At 65.2% G+C, this 18,538-nt stretch carries 16 protein-coding genes; 11 read left to right on the plus strand and 5 right to left on the minus strand.

What is annotated here, in order from left to right; genetic code table 11:
• Nucleotides 1-22: 22 nt before the first annotated feature.
• A complete protein-coding gene (locus tag AC07PQ_RS05635; RefSeq protein ID WP_493185325.1) occupies nt 23-196 on the plus strand; it encodes a DUF1427 family protein in 174 nt (57 codons plus the stop codon).
• Nucleotides 197-239: 43 nt separating this feature from the next.
• Nucleotides 240-1,196, plus strand: a complete 957-nt coding sequence (locus tag AC07PQ_RS05640) for a quinone oxidoreductase family protein (RefSeq protein ID WP_493185173.1) — start codon at nt 240-242, stop codon at nt 1,194-1,196.
• A gap of 149 nt (nt 1,197-1,345) precedes the next feature.
• On the opposite strand, the gene AC07PQ_RS05645 is transcribed toward AC07PQ_RS05640, so the two are convergent.
• The gene (locus tag AC07PQ_RS05645) at nt 1,346-2,389 is read right to left on the minus strand and encodes a purine-nucleoside phosphorylase (RefSeq protein ID WP_493185172.1); all 1,044 of its coding nucleotides are present in this window, start codon (nt 2,387-2,389) and stop codon (nt 1,346-1,348) included.
• Nucleotides 2,390-2,412: 23 nt separating this feature from the next.
• Nucleotides 2,413-3,369 (minus strand): nucleoside-specific channel-forming protein Tsx, encoded by a 957-nt coding sequence (locus tag AC07PQ_RS05650; RefSeq protein ID WP_053260500.1) that lies wholly within the window; start codon nt 3,367-3,369, stop codon nt 2,413-2,415.
• Nucleotides 3,370-3,792: 423 nt separating this feature from the next.
• Between AC07PQ_RS05650 and selD the strand changes: the two genes are divergently transcribed.
• Together selD and mnmH are read left to right on the plus strand one after the other, a co-directional pair.
• Nucleotides 3,793-4,827 carry a selenide, water dikinase SelD gene (gene selD, locus AC07PQ_RS05655; protein WP_493185171.1) on the plus strand — a complete coding sequence of 345 codons (1,035 nt, stop codon included), beginning with the start codon at nt 3,793-3,795 and terminating at the stop codon, nt 4,825-4,827.
• Nucleotides 4,827-5,930, plus strand: coding sequence for a tRNA 2-selenouridine(34) synthase MnmH (mnmH, locus tag AC07PQ_RS05660; protein WP_007932608.1), 1,104 nt, complete (start codon nt 4,827-4,829; stop codon nt 5,928-5,930). Before selD ends, mnmH begins: the two co-directional genes overlap by 1 nt.
• 123 nt (nt 5,931-6,053) lie before the next feature.
• Here the strand turns inward: mnmH and AC07PQ_RS05665 are convergent, their stop codons facing one another.
• Nucleotides 6,054-7,109 (minus strand): permease, encoded by a 1,056-nt coding sequence (locus AC07PQ_RS05665; protein WP_007932609.1) that lies wholly within the window; start codon nt 7,107-7,109, stop codon nt 6,054-6,056.
• Nucleotides 7,110-7,291: 182 nt separating this feature from the next.
• Nucleotides 7,292-7,966: a hypothetical protein gene (locus tag AC07PQ_RS05670; RefSeq protein ID WP_007932610.1), complete on the minus strand. Its 675-nt coding sequence runs from the start codon at nt 7,964-7,966 to the stop codon at nt 7,292-7,294.
• 328 nt (nt 7,967-8,294) lie between these two features.
• Here AC07PQ_RS05670 and AC07PQ_RS05675 point away from each other — a divergent pair, with 328 nt between their 5' ends.
• Together AC07PQ_RS05675 and AC07PQ_RS05680 are read left to right on the plus strand one after the other, a co-directional pair.
• Nucleotides 8,295-8,999, plus strand: coding sequence for a glutathione S-transferase family protein (locus AC07PQ_RS05675; protein ID WP_087088322.1), 705 nt, complete (start codon nt 8,295-8,297; stop codon nt 8,997-8,999).
• Between the two features lie 210 nt (nt 9,000-9,209).
• On the plus strand, nt 9,210-10,052 hold the full coding sequence (locus AC07PQ_RS05680) for a PhzF family phenazine biosynthesis protein (RefSeq protein ID WP_493185170.1): 843 nt from the start codon (nt 9,210-9,212) through the stop codon (nt 10,050-10,052).
• 39 nt (nt 10,053-10,091) lie between these two features.
• Here the strand turns inward: AC07PQ_RS05680 and AC07PQ_RS05685 are convergent, their stop codons facing one another.
• Nucleotides 10,092-11,123 (minus strand): AraC family transcriptional regulator, encoded by a 1,032-nt coding sequence (locus AC07PQ_RS05685; protein ID WP_493185169.1) that lies wholly within the window; start codon nt 11,121-11,123, stop codon nt 10,092-10,094.
• Nucleotides 11,124-11,318: 195 nt separating this feature from the next.
• Here AC07PQ_RS05685 and AC07PQ_RS05690 point away from each other — a divergent pair, with 195 nt between their 5' ends.
• The 5 genes from AC07PQ_RS05690 to AC07PQ_RS05710 all read left to right on the plus strand — a co-directional run bounded on the left by AC07PQ_RS05690 (nt 11,319) and on the right by AC07PQ_RS05710 (nt 18,304).
• The gene (locus tag AC07PQ_RS05690; RefSeq protein ID WP_493185168.1) at nt 11,319-13,820 is read left to right on the plus strand and encodes a flavin-containing monooxygenase; all 2,502 of its coding nucleotides are present in this window, start codon (nt 11,319-11,321) and stop codon (nt 13,818-13,820) included.
• A 293-nt stretch (nt 13,821-14,113) separates the two neighbouring features.
• Nucleotides 14,114-15,052, plus strand: coding sequence for a Ppx/GppA phosphatase family protein (locus AC07PQ_RS05695; protein WP_493185167.1), 939 nt, complete (start codon nt 14,114-14,116; stop codon nt 15,050-15,052).
• Between the two features lie 251 nt (nt 15,053-15,303).
• Nucleotides 15,304-16,275: a Bug family tripartite tricarboxylate transporter substrate binding protein gene (locus AC07PQ_RS05700; RefSeq protein WP_493185166.1), complete on the plus strand. Its 972-nt coding sequence runs from the start codon at nt 15,304-15,306 to the stop codon at nt 16,273-16,275.
• Nucleotide 16,276: 1 nt separating this feature from the next.
• Entirely contained in the window at nt 16,277-16,771 is a 495-nt protein-coding gene (locus AC07PQ_RS05705; RefSeq protein ID WP_493185165.1) for a tripartite tricarboxylate transporter TctB family protein, read from the plus strand.
• Nucleotides 16,772-16,795: 24 nt separating this feature from the next.
• Nucleotides 16,796-18,304 (plus strand): tripartite tricarboxylate transporter permease, encoded by a 1,509-nt coding sequence (locus tag AC07PQ_RS05710; RefSeq protein ID WP_007932619.1) that lies wholly within the window; start codon nt 16,796-16,798, stop codon nt 18,302-18,304.
• Nucleotides 18,305-18,538 lie beyond the last annotated feature (234 nt).

Consider the following 18,538-nt stretch of genomic DNA (forward strand, 5'->3'; position numbering starts at 1 on the left):
GGCGCACTGCCTGGAGTTCGTCATGCATTACCTCATCTCCCTGGCCATCGGCCTCGGCGTCGGATTGCTCTACGGCGCCTTGAGTTTTCGCTCGCCGGCGCCGCCGGCCATCGCCCTGGTCGGGCTGCTCGGCATGCTTGCCGGCGAACAGCTGTGGCCCATGGGCCGGCAACTGGTGAGCAACTGGTTGTCCTGAGGCCTTTCGATTCTTTTATGTATTCCTGTTTATGGAGGTGCTTATGCACGCCCTGCAATTTTCCAAGACCGGCGATCTCTCGTCGCTGCACTACGTCGAGGTGCCGACCCCGGTGCCGGCCGCCGATCAGGTACTGGTGCGGATCAAGGCTGCCGGCCTCAACCCCAGCGACGTGAAAAACGTGCTCGGGCGTTTTCCCTACACCACCGTGCCGCGCATTCCCGGGCGGGACTTTGCCGGAGTGGTGGTGGACGGGCCGCAGGAGTGGGTGGGACAGGAGGTCTGGGGCACCGGCAAGGAGCTGGGGTTCTACGCGGACGGCTCCCATGCCCAGTACGTGGCGCTGTCGGCCAAGGGCGTGGCGCACAAGCCGGCGCAGCTGAGCTTCGCCCAGGCCGCCAGCCTGGGCGTGCCTTACACCACTGCCTGGGATGCCCTGGAACGCAGCGGGGTAAGCGCCGGCACCACTTTGCTGGTGATTGGCGGCGGGGCGGTGGGCAGCGCCGCCCTGGCCCTGGCGAAGGCTCGCGGAGCCCGGGTGCTGGCCGCCGCGCGGCGCCCGGAACAGGTCAAGGCCTTGCAGGCGCAAGGGTTCCAGGCCGTGCAACTGGACCAGCCGGAAGACCTCGGGGCGCAGGTCAACGAGGTGTTCGCCGGCGGCGCCGAGGTGATCTTCGACACCACCGGTTTCTGGCTGCCGGCCTCGGTCGCGGCCCTGGCGCCGTTCGGCCGGATCGCCATCATTGCCGCGCCGGTGGACGGTCATGTGCAACTGCCGGCCCTGGGCCTGTATCGCAAGGGCGGTTCGGTGGTCGGGATCAACTCGTTGCTGTACGGCGTGCAGGCCTGCGCGGCCATGCTCGAGCAGTTCGGCCGGTTCTTCGATGAGGGGTTGTTGCCCTTGCCGCAGGGGCTGTTCGAATCGCCGCTGGAGCAGGGCGTCGAGCGTTATCACGAGGTGAACAAGGGCAGCGGCGAGAAGGTGATTCTGCTGCCGTAAGGGTGGCCAACCTGCCTGAATCGGCAGGCTGGCACGGCTTTGTGTAGCCGCTGCCGAAGGCTGCGATAGGTCCGCAGGACCTCGGCAATCGCAAGATCGCCACGCCCCTTCGGGTCGATCGCAGCCTGCGGCAGCGGCTACAGGTTGGCTTACGCCCCCGGCACGCCTTTCTCCCACGCCGACCAGTTCTTCAGGATGTCCTGCACCAGCGGGTTGCCGGTGCGATAGAGGTTTTCCAGGGCCGGGACGAAACCGCCCTGGTCGGCGTACTTGAGCAGGTTGTCGACCTCGCTGCCGCCCGGCTCGGGGCGGTCGAAGTCGGAGCCGGCGCGGACCACCGCCAGCCGCTGCACGTCCACCCGGCCTTCGCGGCTGGCGCGCAGCAGGGCCTCGTAGGTCGAGTTGTCTTCCTGCTGGGTGGTGCAGTACTCGCCCTTGTTGTCGGTCAGCAGGCGGGTCCAGACCTCGGCCCGCTCGCTCAGGCGCGTGCCGGAGAACCAGGTGTTGCCCGCCAGGGTGTCGCACTGGGTCACCACCGGCGGCTGGTTGGCCGGGGCCGCCGGGTACTTGAGGCGCCAGGTCGCCGATTCCTTGCTTTCGCTCAGGCTTACCCGACGCGACAGGGCGAAGGCCTTGGCCTGGAGTTTCGGGTTGAGCTCGAAGACTTCGGTCTTGTAGTCCAGCGGCGGTTTCTCGTTCGGGCCTTTGGTATTGATGCCCAGGTAGCCGGTCGGCCAGTCCTTGGGCGCGTCCCGCGAATCCAGTTCCCACTGGGTACCGAATTCCACCAGGTAATGGGCCCAGGCGGTGGTGCCGATGGTCCCGTGTTTAGGGCTGATGCCGGCGATTCCGGCGACCAGGAAGTAGCTTTTGCGCAGGTCGAATTTTGGCGACAGCGCCAGTGCCAGGGTCGAGGCCGCGGCGTTGGTCTGGCCCATGCCGGTGACCAGCAGGCAGACGTCCCTGGTGTTGCAGCGGATCGCCGGGTACTCCGCCGACAGGCCGGGTACGCGCACTTCCTGCTTCAGCTCCAGGCGCTCGATCCAGTGCTGGGCCTCGGGGGCGAACATGGTGATCAGCATCACCTTGGGTTTGATCGGGGTCGCCGGGGCCTCGGCGGCCCAGGCCGTCGAAGCGAGCAGGGCGCCGCAGGCCAGGCCCACGGAAAGGGAAAGACGGGTCATCGCGTGCATGAAAGCCTCCATTGCTTGAGTGATCAGAACTGGTAACCGATGCCGGCGTAGTAACCCCAGCCATTGGACCGGGCGCGGAAATCGCCATCGCCGAAATTCAACTCGCTGCCGTCCTGCCAGTTGCCGCCATTGTGGAAGTAACGGCCGACCAGGGTGAACCGCAGGTGGGTGAAGGAATACAGCAATACGTTGGTGGCCACCGTGGCGTTGGCCGTGCGGGCCGGGTTGTCCTTGTGCAGGTCCGAGCCGAAATCGAAGTTGGTGAAGCCGATATAGGTCAGCGACGCGCCGTTGCCGAACTTGCTGATGGGCACGATGTACTTGAGCTGGGCGCGGTAGCCGTCCCAGGAATATTCATTGCTGGCGCCGTAATTTTCCCACTGGTAGCGCCCGTAGAAGTTGGCCGACAGGTTGACCCGCGAATGGGTGTCGATGTCGGTGCCCAGGCCGCTGTACAGGGTATTGGCGCGGTTGGCGCTGTTGCTGCCGTGGTCGTAGATCCAGTCGAAGGCCACGTACCACTCCTTGAACGGGCCGATGGCCAGGCTGCGTCCGGCCAGGTAGTCGATGGAGATCCGCGGCTCGTGCTCCATGAACACCGGCGAGCCGTGGTCCCACACGCCTTTGTCGTGGCTGTTGCCGATGTTGAAGATCTTCGGGATGTCGATGTAGCCGTACAGCTCGAACGGCCCCTTGCGACCGAAGTATTCGTACTCCAGGTAGATATCGTCGGCCGGCTGCGGGCCGAAACTGATGTCCTTGCTGCCGATCAGAGTCAGGTCCTGGTTGTACCAGTCCGACAGGTAGGGGCCTGGTTTCGCCGGTGCGGCGGCGGGGCTCAGGCTCTCGCCCTGGGCCGAGTCGTCGAGGGTTTTTTCCTCGGCCTGGGCGGTAGCGCTGAGTAGTCCTGTAACGGCGCTTAGTAGCAAGGAAACAACCAAGGTGTGGCGGGACGCGGAGGGGGTGAAAGGTACGTGCATTGAAAATCCCTGTTCGTGCGGTTCTGAAGCCCGAGTGGCCCGGCCTGGCCGAACTGGCGGCGAAAGCTCTCGAAGGCTGACCTCGCAAACGTTTGCATATGCTGTACCAACTTGAAGTATCTGATTGAAATAAAGGTGAAACCTACCCATAAGCTGTCTTTTCGGTCAGGACGTTGCACTACGCCTGGGCGTTGTGCGCGAAGAAAGGGCGAAGGCGCTGGCGCCTGGCACAGGGCCGATGCGCCCTCGTTCAATCATCGAGATGATGGCAATCAACGACCTTCGCGGCCTCGGGTCGAGTATTCGCTGACTATCTGGCTGCGTTCGTTCGATGCTGGTTCTGCAGTGCAGGGAAAGGGTGCTTGACGTTCTGCTCGGGTCGCTCTGCTAGAATCGCCGCTCCACGACTTCCAGAGGTGCCCCATGAGCGAGCCGATTCGCCTGACCCAGTACAGCCACGGCGCGGGTTGCGGTTGCAAGATTTCTCCCCAGGTCCTGGAGGTGATTCTGGCCGGCAGCGGCGCGCAGAACCTCGACCCGAAACTCTGGGTCGGCAACGCTTCGCGCGACGATGCGGCGGTGTACGCCATCGACGAAGAGCGCGGCGTGGTCTCGACCACCGACTTTTTCATGCCGATCGTCGACGACCCGTTCGACTTCGGGCGCATCGCCGCGACCAACGCCATCAGCGACATCTACGCCATGGGCGGCGACCCGTTGATGGCCATCGCCATCCTTGGCTGGCCAGTGAGCGTGCTGGCGCCGGAAATCGCCCGCGAGGTGATTCGCGGCGGCCGCGCGGTGTGCGACGCGGCCGGCATCCCCCTGGCCGGTGGCCACTCGATCGACGCCCCGGAACCGATCTTCGGCCTGGCCGTGACCGGCCTGGTGGAAAAGCGCAATATGAAGCGCAACGACACCGCCACCGCCGGTTGCCTGCTGTACCTGACCAAGCCCCTGGGCATCGGCGTGCTGACCACGGCCGAGAAGAAGGGCAAGTTGCGCAGCGCCGACGTCGGCCTGGCCCGCGACTGGATGTGCACCCTGAACAAACCCGGCAGCCGCTTCGGCAAGCTCGACGGCGTGACCGCGATGACCGACGTCACCGGTTTCGGCCTGCTCGGGCACCTGGTGGAAATGGCCGACGGCAGCAACCTGACCGCGCGCATTCACTACGATCGCGTGCCGCGCCTGCCCGGGGTCGAGTACTACCTGGACCAGGGCTGCATACCGGGCGGCACCCAGCGCAATTTCGACAGCTACGCCGACAAGCTCGGGCGTATCCAGGCCCTGCACAAGCTGGTGCTGTGCGACCCGCAGACCAGTGGCGGGCTGTTGATCGCTGTCACCCCGGAAGGCAATGCGGCCTTCCTCGCGCTGGCCGCCGAACTGGGCCTGGAACTGGCGCCGATCGGTGAGCTGGTGGAACGACAGAGCAACGCGGTCGAGGTGATCTGATGCCCATCGATATCACCGACTACCGCGAAATCTTCCTCAACGACCGGCCGATGATGGATACCCGTGCGCCGGTCGAATTCAGCAAGGGCGCCTTTCCCGGGGTGGTCAACCTGCCGCTGATGACCGACCACGAGCGGCAGCGGGTCGGCACCTGCTACAAGCAGCAGGGCCAGCAGGCGGCGATCGTCCTCGGGCACCAGCTGGTGTCCGGGGCGATCAAGGCCGAGCGCATCCAGGCCTGGGCCGACTTCGCCCGGGCCCACCCCGATGGCTACCTGTACTGCTTCCGTGGCGGCCTGCGTTCGCAGATCGTCCAGCAGTGGCTCAAGGACGAGGCCGGCATCGACTACCCGCGGGTCGGCGGCGGCTACAAGGCCATGCGTACCTTCCTGCTCGACACCCTCGAAGGAGCGGTGGCCGAGTGTGATTTTGTCCTGCTCGGCGGCATGACCGGCATCGGCAAGACCGAGGTGCTCAACCAACTGGCCAACGGCCTGGACCTGGAAGGCCACGCCAACCATCGCGGCTCCAGTTTCGGCAAGCGCGCCAGCGGCCAGCCGTCGAACATCGACTTCGAGAACCGCCTGGCGGTGGACATCCTGAAAAAGCGCGAGCGCGGCATCGGCGGGTTCGTGCTGGAAGACGAGAACCGCATGATCGGCAGCTGCGCCTTGCCGTTGCCGCTGTACCAGGGCATGCAGCGTTTCCCGATGGTCTGGCTGGAGGATGGCCTGGAGGGGCGAGTCGAGCGGATCCTGCGCGACTACGTGATCGACCTGTGCGCGGAGTTCGTCGCGGTGCATGGCGAGGACGGTTTCGCGCGGTTTTCCGAGCGCCTGCTGGAAAGCCTGAACAACATCCGCAAACGCCTGGGGGGCGAGCGTCACCAGCGCCTGTACCAGCTGCTGGAGGCCGCCCTGGCCGAGCAGGCCCGCAGCGGCAGCGTGGACCTGCACCGGGCCTGGATCGAAGGCTTGCTCAAGGAATATTACGACCCGATGTATGCCTTCCAGCGCGAAAGCAAGGGCGCGCGCATCGAGTTCGTCGGCGAGCAGGCGGCGGTGCTGGAGTATTTGCGCGAACGGGCTCGTCAGCGCGGTTGAGTCGGTAGAAGGGCGGGGCCTTTGGCCCCATCGCGGGCAATCGACCGGCCGCTCCTGCAGATGCTTCTGTAGGAGCGAAGCTTGCTCGCGATGGCGTCCGGGCGGACGCCATCGAACTTCTGGTTACAACAGCGCCGCGCCAATCAACCCGCACACCACGCCAATCAGCATGGTCAGGCCGGCGACGGTCATCAGCACCCGCGCGTCGAAATCCTTGCGCAGCATCAAAAGCGACGGCAGGCTGATGCTCGGCAGGGTCATCAGCAAGGCCACCGCCGGGCCGGTGCCCATGCCCAGTGTCATCATGGTCTGCACGATGGGGATTTCCGCGGCGGTGGGAATCACGAACAGCGTGCCGACAATCGCCAGCGGCACCAGCCACAGCAGGCTGTCGCCAATCGCGCCCTCGACATGGGGGAACAGCCAGACCCGCGCCGCGCCCAGCACCAGCACCGCCAGCACATAGATCGGAATGGTGCTCCAGAACAGTTGCCACAGGCTGCGTGCCCAGCGGCTGAAGAACGCACCTTCATTGCCCGTGCTGGCCTCGACCACGGCCTCCACCGCCGCTTCCGGCAGTTGCTCGGGACGGGCGATGCGCTGGGCCACCAGCGACACTCCCAGCACTAGCACGATGCCCGCCACCAGCCGCAGCGCGGTGAAACCCCAGCCCAGGACAAAGCCCATGAACACCAGGGTCGCCGGGTTGAGCACCGGGTTGGCGATCCAGAAGGCCAGTGCCGCGCCCACCGAGACATTCTGCCGGCGCATGCTCGCCGCCACGGGCGCGGCGCAGCAGGAACACATCATGCCCGGCAGGGCGAACAGCCCGCCGCGCAGAGTCGAGCCGAAACCGGCGCGGCCGAACAGGCGCAGCAGCCAGTCCCGCGGAATCAGCACTTGCAGCAGCGAACCGAGGATCACCGCCAGCACCGCGGCCTTCCAGATCGCCAGGAAATACACCTGGGCGTAGGCCAGGGCGGCGTTCAGAGGCGAGGAGGGCTGGTCGTTGATGATCGAGGCGCCGATGCTGTGGCTGTCGGCGGCGATAAAGGCCTTGGCGTAGTAGGGCGACCACTTGACGAAGTAGAGGCCGACGCACGCCACCAGGACGAACAGGGCGGGTTTCCACCAGAACGACCAGCCCCGGACGGGGCTGGCAGGGGCAAGGCTGGACATGAACAGTGATTCCGGGCAATGACGTTAGGTCGCGAATCTTAGCGCAGCGGCCCGGTCGGTGCTGAACTTGCTGTAGCCGCTGCCGCAGGCTGCGATCGAGCGGCACGCTCGTGGGGGGCTGGAGACCCTGCGGGTCTGTCGCAGCCTCGCGGGCTCGGCAGCGGCTACAGGAGCCGGGCGCATCAGGTCGGGCAGTTTTCCTCGCCGTTATCCAGGCCCTGCTTGTAGCTGCGGCTGTCGAGGGTGGCCTTGCCGTTGTGCCAGGTCAGGGTCAGCACGTAGAGCGAGTCGAAGTCGTTGGAGGCCCAGTCGTCGGTGATGGTGCGTTTTTCGCCGACGGCTTCGCGCGCCACCTTGTTGATCAGCTCCGGCAGGTAGCCGTGGGACCAAGCGGTGTAGATGATCGAGTTGTGATAGCGGTCATGCAGCAGCTCGTCGGCCAGCTCGCTGGTGTCGTTGGCCGAGAACTCGATGTTCACCGGCAGGCCGAGCTTGATGGCACTGGGGCTGATGGTCATCAGCGGGCGGATGTAGCTGTAGGAGTTGTCGAGCTCGCCTTCCTCGACATTGCGCGTCGGGTTGGCGGCGAACACGTAATTGGCCTTGCCGAATTTTTCCGGCAGCAAAGACGCCAGGTCGATGGCGCGGTTCAGGCCCTGGCAGTTGAGCTGGCCGAGGCCGCCGGCGGGTTTTTCCGCGTGGCGCAAAAAGACCAGGGTCTGGGTGCCGTCCACCGGCTGGGCGCGACTTTCGCTGGACTCCAGCGACAGCAGCAGCGCACTGGTCAGCAGCAGCGCCGGGAAGAACACGTAGGACCGGCGTTGCAGGCGTTGGGTGAAACTCAGCAGATTCTTCATGGATTGTCGGTACTTCAGCGCAATCGGTTAAGGCTGACAAACCTTTCCACAGCCAGCTCCCGCTTCGCGTGGTTTTCCCTGTCGTTGAACGTGTGTTCTACCCGTAGGTAGTGCTCAGAGTCCCAGAACGCCTTTTGGTTCGATCCGGGCGTGGGGCTGCGAGCGTGGCCCGTTACTTTATCCGCACCGCTGTCTGGCTGCCGGGAAGCTTAACCACCGGATATTTCGAATTTAAGAATGCGCGCCGCGGACCGATGCCTGTAATCTAGCGCCGTCGCGCCCGGCCCCGGGCCACGGCCTTTCATCTGACTGTCATTGGAAGCCTGTCATGACTGATCTCTGTGCATTCCCCATCACCCAGAAATGGCCGGCGCAGTACGCCGACTGGATTCAGCTGTATTCCTTGCCGACCCCCAACGGCGTCAAGGTCTCGATCATGCTCGAAGAGATCGGGCTGCCCTACGAGCCCCATCGCGTCAGTTTCGAAACCAACGACCAGATGTCCCCCGAGTTCCTCTCGCTGAACCCGAACAACAAGATCCCGGCGATCCTCGACCCCCACGGCCCGGGCGACCAGCCGCTGGCGCTGTTCGAGTCGGGGGCGATCCTGATCTACCTGGCGGACAAGAGCGGGCAACTGCTGGCCCAGGAGTCCGCGGCGCGTTACGAGACCATTCAGTGGCTGATGTTCCAGATGGGCGGCATCGGCCCGATGTTCGGCCAGCTGGGCTTCTTCAATAAATTCGCCGGCAAGGACTACGAGGACAAGCGTCCGCGCGACCGCTACGTCGCCGAGTCCCGCCGCCTGCTGAGCGTGCTCGAGGGCCGCCTGCAAGGTCGCGACTGGATCATGGGCGAGCGCTACACCATCGCCGATATCGCCACCTTCCCCTGGGTGCGCAACCTGATCGGCTTCTATGAAGCGGGCGATCTGGTGGGCTTCAAGGACTTCCCCAACGTGCAGCGTGTGCTGGAGCGTTTCCTCGCGCGCCCGGCGGTGATCCGCGGCCTGGAAATCCCCAAGCCCGTCTGACATCCCGTAACCCTGTAGCCGCTGCCGCAGGCTGCGATCGATGACGCAGTCGTCGTAGAACCTGGCAACGCGTCCTTCCTGGCACAACGTGTAGCGCCTTGGCGATGACTGCGTCATCGATCGCAGGCTTCGCCAGCGGCTACAGGTATGCTTTTTTGCAGGTCAGGCCGGTTCCAGGCCTGGCCGTGTTCATTCAGACAAGGACCCGCAATGAGCCGATTCGATTTCAAGCAGGTGGATGTCTTCAGCAGCCAGCCACTCAAGGGCAACCCGCTGGCGGTGGTGTTCGGCGCCGATGAGTTGAGCGACGCGCGCATGGCGGCATTCGCCAACTGGACCAACCTCAGCGAAACCACCTTTATTCTCGAGCCCCGGGACCCGCGGGCCGACTATCGCCTGCGGATCTTCACCACCCTGCAGGAGCTGCCGTTCGCCGGCCATCCGACCCTCGGCAGCTGCCATGCCTGGCTGGAAGCCGGCGGCGTGCCCAAGGGCGAGGAGATCGTCCAGGAGTGCGCGGTCGGCTTGGTGCGCATTCGCCGCAACGGCGCCGAGCTGGCGTTTCTCGCACCGCCTTTGCTCAAGTCCGGCCCGGTCGATGACGGGTTGCTGGAGCAGGTGCGCCAGGGCCTGAGGCTGGCGCCCGACGCCATCGTCGACGCGCAATGGGTGGACAACGGCGCCGGATGGCTGGCGGTGCTGCTGGCCGAGCGCGGCCAGGTGCTCGAGCTGCAACCTGACTATGCGCAGCTCAAGGGCCTTGCGGTCGGAGTGATCGCCCCCTGGAACCCCGAGCACGATGGCGACGCGGCGCAGTTCGAAGTGCGCGCCTTTATCGCCGGCGATGGCATGCCGGAAGACCCGGCCACCGGCAGCCTCAACGCCGGCATCGCCCAATGGCTGCTGGGCGCGGGGTTGGCGCCGGCGTCCTACGTGGTCAGCCAGGGTTTGAGCATGGGCCGGGCCGGGCGCATCCAGGTCGAGCAGGTCGGCGATGAAATCTGGATCGGCGGCTCGGCGGTGACCTGTATCGAGGGCAGCCTGCGGTTGTAGGCGAGGGCGCTTTGCAGTCAGGTCCGACCTGTCTGTTGCCTAAGTGGCCTTGGACGCGTGGCGATAGCTTCTGGGGGATACGCCGTACCAGCGTTTGAAGGTCTGGGAGAAACTCGACAGGTCGCTGTAGCCCAGCTTTTCGGCGATGTCTGTCAGTTTCAGCGTCGGGTCGCCGAGCAACTCCAGAGCCGCGGCGCTGCGTGACTGCTCCAGCAGGTGCCGGTAACAGGTGCCTTCCTCGTGCAGGCGTCGTTTCAAGGTCCGCTCGCTGACATTGATCAGGCCGGCCATGCCCGGCAGGTCTGGCGGTACGCCCAGGGGGGCGATGTTCAGGTACTGGCGGACCAGCTCGGCGGTGCCCGTGCGGGGGCTGCGACGTTCCATCAATTGCGCGCACATCTGCTCGCACATCGCGACGGTGACGGTGTTTGCCTGGGGGAGCGGGCGGCTCAGCAGCGAACGATCGAAGGCCAGGCTGTTGTGGTCGGCGAGGTAGGCGGGGCGCACGCCAAGAATATTGCCGGCACTGGCCGCCGCCTGATCGGCCGGGCGTTTCTTCTTCAGGGTAAAACCCGCCAGCGAGAACTCGCGGCCAGCTATTTCCTTGAGCAGCACCGCGGCGGCGGCCATGTCGCGTTCGATCATAAAGTCTCTGAGCGACTCGTCCGCCAGCGCCGGTTCGGTGAACGTCAGGATGCCGAGCGGGGGTTGCTCATGGTAGGCGATCCGGGTGAACGCGTAGGTCAGCGGCAAGAAGCGCAGGGCCAGCTTCAGGGCGTCACCCGCGGTCGCACTGCTGATCAGGCCATAACCGAACAGCCCATAGGTCGAGAAGTGATAGCGCTCGCCCACTTGATAGCCCAGCCCCTGCGGGTGTCCCGACAGGTTGAGCAGGTTATGGATCAGGCGCAGTTCCTGGGCGCATGACAGCTCGAAGTTGGGATCTGCCAGCCGGGCCAGCGACAGGCCCGAACCGGCCAGCAATTGCGCAGGCGAGAAGCCTCTTTCGCGGCCGAAATCCACCATCAGCAGGGCACTGGCCGGTCCCCGCGACAACTCCAGCATGTTCATGCTCGCTACCCGGGTCAGGGAAAGGAATTGGCCTGAATACTAAAGTATCTGTCCCGTTACGTCATGGGACTGGCGAGGGCGGGCAAGCATCATGGGCGCGCAGGCTACGCTGATCGGGATTAGCGGGAAGCCCTGGGACCTGATCATGCGAAGACCTGTGCCTGCCCATGAAAAAAACAACAAAAGAGGTGCTGCATGCCCCAACTCGAACCTGACCTGCAATCGACGGCACCACTCACCGCCGTGATCATCGGCAGCGGTTTTGCCGGCATCGGCATGGCCATCGCGCTGCGCAAGGCCGGCGTCACGGACTTCATCATTCTGGAAAAACAGCAGGATGTCGGCGGCGTCTGGCGGGACAACAGTTACCCGGGCGCTGCCTGCGATGTGCCGTCGCACCTGTATTCGTTTTCATTCGAACCCAACCCTGGCTGGACGCGGATGTTTGCCCCGCAAGCCGAAATACAGGGGTATCTGCAGCATTGCGTACGCAAGTATGAGGTGGCGCGGCACATCCGCTTCGGCGCTGAAGTGCGGGCGGCGCGATTCGACGAGGCCAGCGCGCAGTGGTGCATCACCGAAGTCGGTGGGCGGGTGCATCGCGCTGCCTTGCTGATTAGCGCCACTGGCCAGCTCAGCCGGCCGGCGCTGCCGACATTCGAAGGCATGCAGGCGTTCAAGGGGCATGTGTTCCATTCCTCAAGTTGGGATCACGGCTACTCGTTGGCGGGGAAACGGGTGGCGGTGATAGGGACGGGCGCTTCGGCGATTCAGTTCGTGCCGGCCATCGCCGACCCGGTGGCGCAGCTCAAGGTATTCCAGCGTTCGCCGGCCTACATCTTGCCCCGGCCCGATCGCGCCTACAGCGACGAAGAAAAGCAGCTGTTCGCCAGGAGACCGTGGCGCATGGCGCTGCATCGTGCCGCCATTTATCTGCGCTACGAATCCAGGGCCCTGGGTTTTACCCGCTTCAAGGGGTTGATGAAATGGGCGGTTGGCCTGCCGTTTCGCCGCTTGTTGAACCAGTCGGTCAGTGACCCGCAGCTGCGCCGGCAACTGATCCCGGATTACCCCATCGGCTGCAAGCGCATCCTGCTGTCCAGCGATTACCTCAAGACCCTGGCCCGGCCCAATGTGCAGTTGATCACCGAGGGGATCGGGCGCATCACCGAGCAGGGCATCGAGACGCTGGACGGCAAGCACCACCAGGTCGATGCGATTATCTACGGCACGGGGTTCGCGGCGACGCAGTTCCTTGCACCGATGACGATCGTCGGGCGCGGCGGGGTGGAGCTGCAGCATGCCTGGGAGCAGGGCGCACGCGCGTATCTGGGGCTGGCGGTGCCGGGCTTTCCCAACTTCTTCATGCTGTATGGCCCCAATACCAACCTGGGGCACAACTCGATCGTCTACATGCTGGAAAGCCAGATATCCCATGTCATGCGCTGCTGGCGCGCGATGCAGAAGGCTGCGGCCACCACCGTCGAGGTCGATGACCGGGCTGAGCAGCGTTTTCATCAACGGATACAGCGTCGCCTGGCCGGTTCCGTGTGGAGCGGTTGCAAGAGCTGGTATGTCGATGCAGCGGGCAACAACAGCACCAACTGGCCGGGCTTCACCTTGTCCTATCGCTGGCTGACCCGTTATTCGGCATTGCGCGCCTATGGTTTTTCCAGGGCGTTGGCCAGCGAGTCGGGGCAGGTCTACGGGCGGGTGATTGCCGAGCCCCGCGATGGCCTCGAAGTCCTCAGTGCCGGCGTGTTGCGCCAACTCTTGCGGGTGAGCTTCCGGGCGCTGATCGGTCCGCCGCGAAGCATTGCCACCCAGCGGCGTATCGTCAACGGCCTGTCCTGGCTGATGCCGGGCTGCGCTGGCGTGACCCAGGCACGGGCGCAGGTCTCGGGCGTACCGCTGCGAATCCTGACCCCGGGCCATGCCGAGGCGGGTGGGGTGATGCTTTATCTGCATGGCGGTGCCTTCTGCCTGGGCGGTCCTGCCACTCACCGCAGCGTTACCAGCCGCCTGGCCCGGGCCGCGGGGATGGCCGTCTGGGTCCCGGACTATCGGTTGGCGCCGGAACAGCCGTTTCCCGCGGCCCTGGAAGATGCGTTGGCCTGCTACCAGGCGATCCGGGCGCAAGGCTATCCGGCGCGGCAGACCCTGCTGGCCGGCGACTCCGCGGGCGGCTCTCTCGTCCTGGCCCTGGCGCTGACGTTGCAACAACGGGGCGAGCCCTTTGCCGCGGGCCTGCTGCTGTTGTCCCCGGTGACGGATACGACGTTGAGCGGGCCAACCCTTATTACCCGCCAGTACGCCGATCCCATGCTGCGGCGCGATTGGCTCGAGCAAGGGCTGCGCGCCTACGCAGCGCCTGCCCAGAGCCCGTTGCACAGTCCATTGAGCGCCGACTTGCGCGGGCTGCCGCCGATGCTGATTCAGGTGGGGGACCAGGAATTGCTGCTGGCGGACGCCACACGCCTGGCCGAGCGGGCGCTGCACTGCGGCGTGGCCTGTCGCCTGGAAGTGCATGCCGCGAGGTGGCATGTGTTTCAGTTGCAGGCGTTCTACTTGCGTTCGGCCAGGCAAGCCCTGCGTTCAGCGGCCCTGTTCGCTCGCCGCCGCCTGGACGATCGCGGCGAGCCTTGTGCCGACGCGGTTGCAGCAGCGGCGGTGGATGTCGCAGCCCTTGATGGGTAGGCAGGCTGTCTCGATCCGGCAAGGTTGTCGCGAGGATTTTCGGGCAAAAAAAAAGCCGCCCAAGATGGCAGCGTTAAAGGAGAGCACGCGTTGCTGATAACGCGAGTATCGCCACGGGAAATGACCAAATGATGACAGTCCCCTTGCCGCCGAAAAGCCTTTCGTTACCGGGCGGATCAAGGCAGGCGGCTGTCATCTTGGCGTCATCGACGTCATGGCAAGATCGCCGCAAACCGTCTTGAGTGCTCGACAGGCCGCGGCCTGCCGGTCGATGAACCTGCCAGGAATCCCCCATGAAAGGCGACGCCTCTCTGTTCGCAGCCATTGATCTTGGGTCCAATGCGTTTCGCCTGATGATTGGCCAGCCGGTCCGGCGCAGCCAGGGGTTCATGATCCAGGAAGTGAAGACCCTGCGTGAGCCGGTGCGCTTGGCGGAGGGGTTTCAGGAGGGCACCCTGGACGAGCTGGCGCTGGACCGGGGCTGGCAGGCACTGGCGCGCTTTGGCAAGAAGCTGCGCGGTTTCGAGGCCGGTCGGGTGCGGGCGGTGGCCACCAGCGCCGTGCGCGAAGCCGACAATGCGCCGCTGTTCCTGGCCAGCGCGGAGCGCCACCTGGGGTTTCGCATCGATGTCATTTCCGGGCATGAGGAGGCGCGGTTGGTGTATGCCGGCGTCGCCCATACCGTGCCGGGCAGCGAAAGCATGCGGCTGGTGGTGGACATCGGCGGCGGCTCCACCGAGTTGATCCTCGGGCAGGGCACCCAGCCCTTGCTGACCGAGAGCATCGCCATTGGCAGCGGGAGCTTCGGCGCGCGCTACTTTCCGGGCGGCGCGGTCTCGGCTCATGCCCTGCAGGAAGCCGAACACCTGGCCAGCCTGAAGTTCGAGAAAGTCGCCCGGCGTTATCGCCAGCTCGGTTGGCAGCAGGCCATAGGCTCCTCGGGCACCGCCCGGTTCCTGGCCAAGGTGCTCAAGGCCAACGGCCTGAACGACTATGGCCAGGACGGCATCACCTACGGCGGGCTGTTGCGCTTGTCGTTGCGCCTGCTGGAGGCCGGGCACGTCAAGCGCCTGCGGCTGGCCGGGCTGCAATCCCATCGCCTGGGCATCCTGCCCGGTGGCCTGGCGGTGATGCTGGCCGCGTTCAAGGTGTTTGGCGTCACCCATATGACGGCTTCCGAACCGGGGCTGCGCTTCGGCGTGCTGCATGGCCTGATATGTAATAACGGATGACCGAGCTTTATCCGCACAAGCGGCTGGCCTTCCTCCAGCCGGCCGGGCTTCATGCCGGCCAACCCCTCCCAATCAAGCCTCCCCAGGCGGCCCCTTGGCGGCGGCACCCGGCCCTGGGGGCTTTGTTCAGCTAGGCTGCTCTGGCGGCCACGAAGCGCCGGCCGTCTACACTTATCCGCAGGCCCCGCAGGGTTACGCCCTGGGCGCATTCAACCGGTATCAACAAAAACAATAGTCTCGGGAGAAACCTGATGTTTACAGCACTGCGTCGATTCAGCCGCGGCATGGCCCTTGCCGCCAGCCTCGCCACGCTCACCCTCGCAACCCCGGCGTTTGCCCTGGATACGGTCAAGTTCATGGCCCCGGGTTCCGTGGGCGGCGGTTATGACCAGACCGCGCGGGTTTTGGGCAAGGCCTTGCTCGAGGCCGGCACGGCCAAGTCCGTGACCTTCGAGAACAAGGGCGGAGCCGGGGGCACCCTGGGGCTGGCGCAGTTCGCCAACAGCACCAAGGGCGACCCGAATGCGCTGCTGGTGGTGGGGGCGATCATGGTCACGGCGGTGGAGCAGAACAAGCCGCAGATCAGCCTCAAGGACGTGACGCCGATCGCCCGGCTGTTCACCGAATACAACGTGCTGGCGGTGCGTGAGGATTCGCCCTACAAGAGCCTCGACGACCTGCTCAAGGACTTCAAGGCCAACCCGGCCAGCATCAAGTGGGGCGGCGGCTCCAAGGGGTCCATCGACCATATCGGCATCGCCGAGCTGGCGAGCAAGATGGACGTGCCGGTGAACAAGGTGAACTACGTCGCCTACGCCGGCGGCGGCGAAGTGGTGGCCGCGACCCTGGGCGGCCACATCACGGTGATCACCGGCGGTTATGCCGAGCTGGCCAAGTACGTGCAGTCCAAGCAGTTCCGCCTGCTCGCCATCGGCGCTCCGGAGCGCGTTCCCGGCATCGATGCGCCGACCCTCAAGGAGAAGGGCTACGACGTGATCATCGGCAACTGGCGCGGTGTCTATGGCGCGGCCAACCTCAGCGCCGAGCAGCGCAAGCAAGTCACCGACGCAGTGCTGGCCGCCACCAACAGCAAGGTCTGGCAGGACAATGTGAAAGCCAACGCCTGGTCGCCGAGCGTCCTCACCGGTGACGAGTTCGGCCAGTTTGTCGACGAGGAACACCTGCGCCTGCGAGCGATGCTGGTCAAGGTCGGGCTGCTTTGAGATGGCCGGGCGCAGCAGGGTCGTACTGTCGCAGTTGGCGATTGGCCTGGGGCTGATCGCCATCAGCCTGGTGCTGGTCATCGGCGCCTTGCGCTTTCCGCCCGAGATGGGCTTCGTCATCCTCGGTGCCCATGTCTATCCCAGCGCGGTCGCCGCCTTCCTCGGCGCCGTGGGCCTGTTGCTGAGCTATCAGGCCTGTACCGGAGGTTTCCGCGAACTGGCCGCCCCTGACGACGAAACCGCCCAGGCCCTGCCCGGTGGCAGGCTGGGCGTGGCCTGGATCACCGCCGGCCTGGTGGCGCTTGCCGTGCTGATCGACCTGATCGGTTTCGTCCTGGCTGCCGGCTTGCTGTTTGCCTGCTCGGCACGGGGTTTCGGCAGCCGGCGTCCGCTGCGTGACCTGGCTATCGGCATCGCCCTGACCCTGCCGATCTACTGGCTGTTCAATGCCGGGCTGGGCGTGGCCCTGCCACCCCTGGTCAACGCCTGGATCTGAACCGGGCCCGAAGGAGGTCACACGGTGGACATTCTCTTGAGCCTGGCGACAGGTTTCTCCGCGGCGCTGGCGCCGATCAATCTGCTCTGGGGGTTTATCGGCTGCCTGCTGGGCACGGCGATCGGCGTGTTGCCGGGGATCGGCCCGGCGCTGACCGTGGCCCTGCTGTTGCCGATCACCGCCAAGGTCGATCCCACCGGCGCGCTGATCATGTTCGCCGGCATCTATTACGGCGCGCAGTTCGGTGGTTCGACCACCTCGATCCTGCTCAATACCCCGGGCGAGTCGTCCTCGATGGTCACCGCCCTGGAGGGCAATCTCATGGCCCGCAACGGCCGCGCCGGACCGGCCCTGGCCACCGCGGCGATCGGCTCGTTTTTCGCCGGGACCATCGCCACGGTGCTGCTGACCCTGTTCGCCCCCATCGTCGCCATGCTGGCGCTGAAGTTCGGCCCCGCGGAGTATTTCGCGATCCTGGTGCTGTCCTTCACCACGGTGTCGGCGGTGCTCGGTGCGTCCATGCTGCGCGGATTCGCTTCCCTGGGGCTGGGCTTGGGCATTGGCCTGATCGGCCTCGACTCGACCTCGGGCATTGCCCGCTACACCCTGGGCGTTCCCGAGCTGGTCGATGGCATCGAAGTGGTGCTGGTGGCGGTCGGCCTGTTTGCCGTGGGGGAGGCCTTGTACAGCCTGCTGTATCAGAAGGAGGAAGCGTCCGGCCGGCATCGCCTGACGTCCTTGTGGATGACCCGCGAGGACTGGAAACGCTCGATTCCCGCCTGGCTGCGCGGCACCCTGATCGGCTTTCCGTTCGGTTCGATCCCGGCCGGTGGTGCGGAAATCCCGACCTTCCTGTCCTATTCCACCGAACGCAAGCTGAGCAAGCACCCGCAAGACTTTGCCGCCAGCAAAGGGCCGGGTGCCATCGAAGGGGTGGCCGGCCCGGAAGCCGCCAACAACGCCAGCGCCACCGGTTCCCTGGTGCCGTTGCTGACCCTGGGCATTCCGACCTCCGCCACCGCGGCGATCCTGTTGGCGGCGTTCCAGAACTACAACCTGCAGCCGGGGCCGCTGCTGTTCCAGACCTCGGGCGAGCTGGTCTGGACCCTGGTGGCCTCGTTGTATATCGGTAACGTTATCCTGCTGGTATTGAACCTGCCGTTGGTCGGGCTCTGGGTGAAACTGCTGCAGATCCCGCGGCCGTACCTCAATGCCGGGATCCTGGTGTTCGCCTCCATCGGCGTATACGGCATGCGCCATTCGTCCTTCGACCTGTTGCTGATGCTGGCGATCGGTTGGGGCGGGGTGCTGATGCGGCGTTTCGACTTCCCCGTCGCGCCAGTGATCGTCGGCATGCTGCTGGGGCCGATGGCGGAAAAACAACTGCGCAACGCCTTGTCCATCAGCCAGGGCGACTGGTCGATCTTCGTCACCCAACCCATCGCCGCGGCCTTCCTCGGCTTGACCCTGCTGGTGCTGGTGGTGCCTCACCTGCTGCACGCCCGGGGCATCAAATTGCAGGAGGATGATTGAGTGGTGCGGGCCCTGCGATAGGCTTCTGGAGCCGGGTAAGGTCGTGCCGCATCGTGCGGTGCGCCTGGCGCCCGGCAATGAGCTGGAATAGGTAAATGGAGCATGGAACCTAGGGACTTTACCAGGGTCAACGGCTGCACTTCCCGGTAATGTCCCAGCCCTGGCCAGGGTTCTTCAAGGACGAAGTAAAGGATAAGGAATGATTTCCTGTGTCTGACGGGGCGGCAAGCGCCT

The organism is Pseudomonas sp. GW821-FHT09E12, assembly GCF_059416085.1.

What these genes read in the sequence shown, in the direction of transcription:
- AC07PQ_RS05635 (WP_493185325.1), top strand. Translation starts at nt 23, where the DNA reads ATGCATTACCTCATCTCCCTGGCCATCGGCCTCGGCGTCGGATTGCTC.
- AC07PQ_RS05640 (WP_493185173.1), top strand. Translation starts at nt 240, where the DNA reads ATGCACGCCCTGCAATTTTCCAAGACCGGCGATCTCTCGTCGCTGCAC.
- AC07PQ_RS05645 (WP_493185172.1), bottom strand. Translation starts at nt 2,389, where the DNA reads ATGCACGCGATGACCCGTCTTTCCCTTTCCGTGGGCCTGGCCTGCGGC.
- AC07PQ_RS05650 (WP_053260500.1), bottom strand. Translation starts at nt 3,369, where the DNA reads ATGCACGTACCTTTCACCCCCTCCGCGTCCCGCCACACCTTGGTTGTT.
- selD (WP_493185171.1), top strand. Translation starts at nt 3,793, where the DNA reads ATGAGCGAGCCGATTCGCCTGACCCAGTACAGCCACGGCGCGGGTTGC.
- mnmH (WP_007932608.1), top strand. Translation starts at nt 4,827, where the DNA reads ATGCCCATCGATATCACCGACTACCGCGAAATCTTCCTCAACGACCGG.
- AC07PQ_RS05665 (WP_007932609.1), bottom strand. Translation starts at nt 7,109, where the DNA reads ATGTCCAGCCTTGCCCCTGCCAGCCCCGTCCGGGGCTGGTCGTTCTGG.
- AC07PQ_RS05670 (WP_007932610.1), bottom strand. Translation starts at nt 7,966, where the DNA reads ATGAAGAATCTGCTGAGTTTCACCCAACGCCTGCAACGCCGGTCCTAC.
- AC07PQ_RS05675 (WP_087088322.1), top strand. Translation starts at nt 8,295, where the DNA reads ATGACTGATCTCTGTGCATTCCCCATCACCCAGAAATGGCCGGCGCAG.
- AC07PQ_RS05680 (WP_493185170.1), top strand. Translation starts at nt 9,210, where the DNA reads ATGAGCCGATTCGATTTCAAGCAGGTGGATGTCTTCAGCAGCCAGCCA.
- AC07PQ_RS05685 (WP_493185169.1), bottom strand. Translation starts at nt 11,123, where the DNA reads ATGAACATGCTGGAGTTGTCGCGGGGACCGGCCAGTGCCCTGCTGATG.
- AC07PQ_RS05690 (WP_493185168.1), top strand. Translation starts at nt 11,319, where the DNA reads ATGCCCCAACTCGAACCTGACCTGCAATCGACGGCACCACTCACCGCC.
- AC07PQ_RS05695 (WP_493185167.1), top strand. Translation starts at nt 14,114, where the DNA reads ATGAAAGGCGACGCCTCTCTGTTCGCAGCCATTGATCTTGGGTCCAAT.
- AC07PQ_RS05700 (WP_493185166.1), top strand. Translation starts at nt 15,304, where the DNA reads ATGTTTACAGCACTGCGTCGATTCAGCCGCGGCATGGCCCTTGCCGCC.
- AC07PQ_RS05705 (WP_493185165.1), top strand. Translation starts at nt 16,277, where the DNA reads ATGGCCGGGCGCAGCAGGGTCGTACTGTCGCAGTTGGCGATTGGCCTG.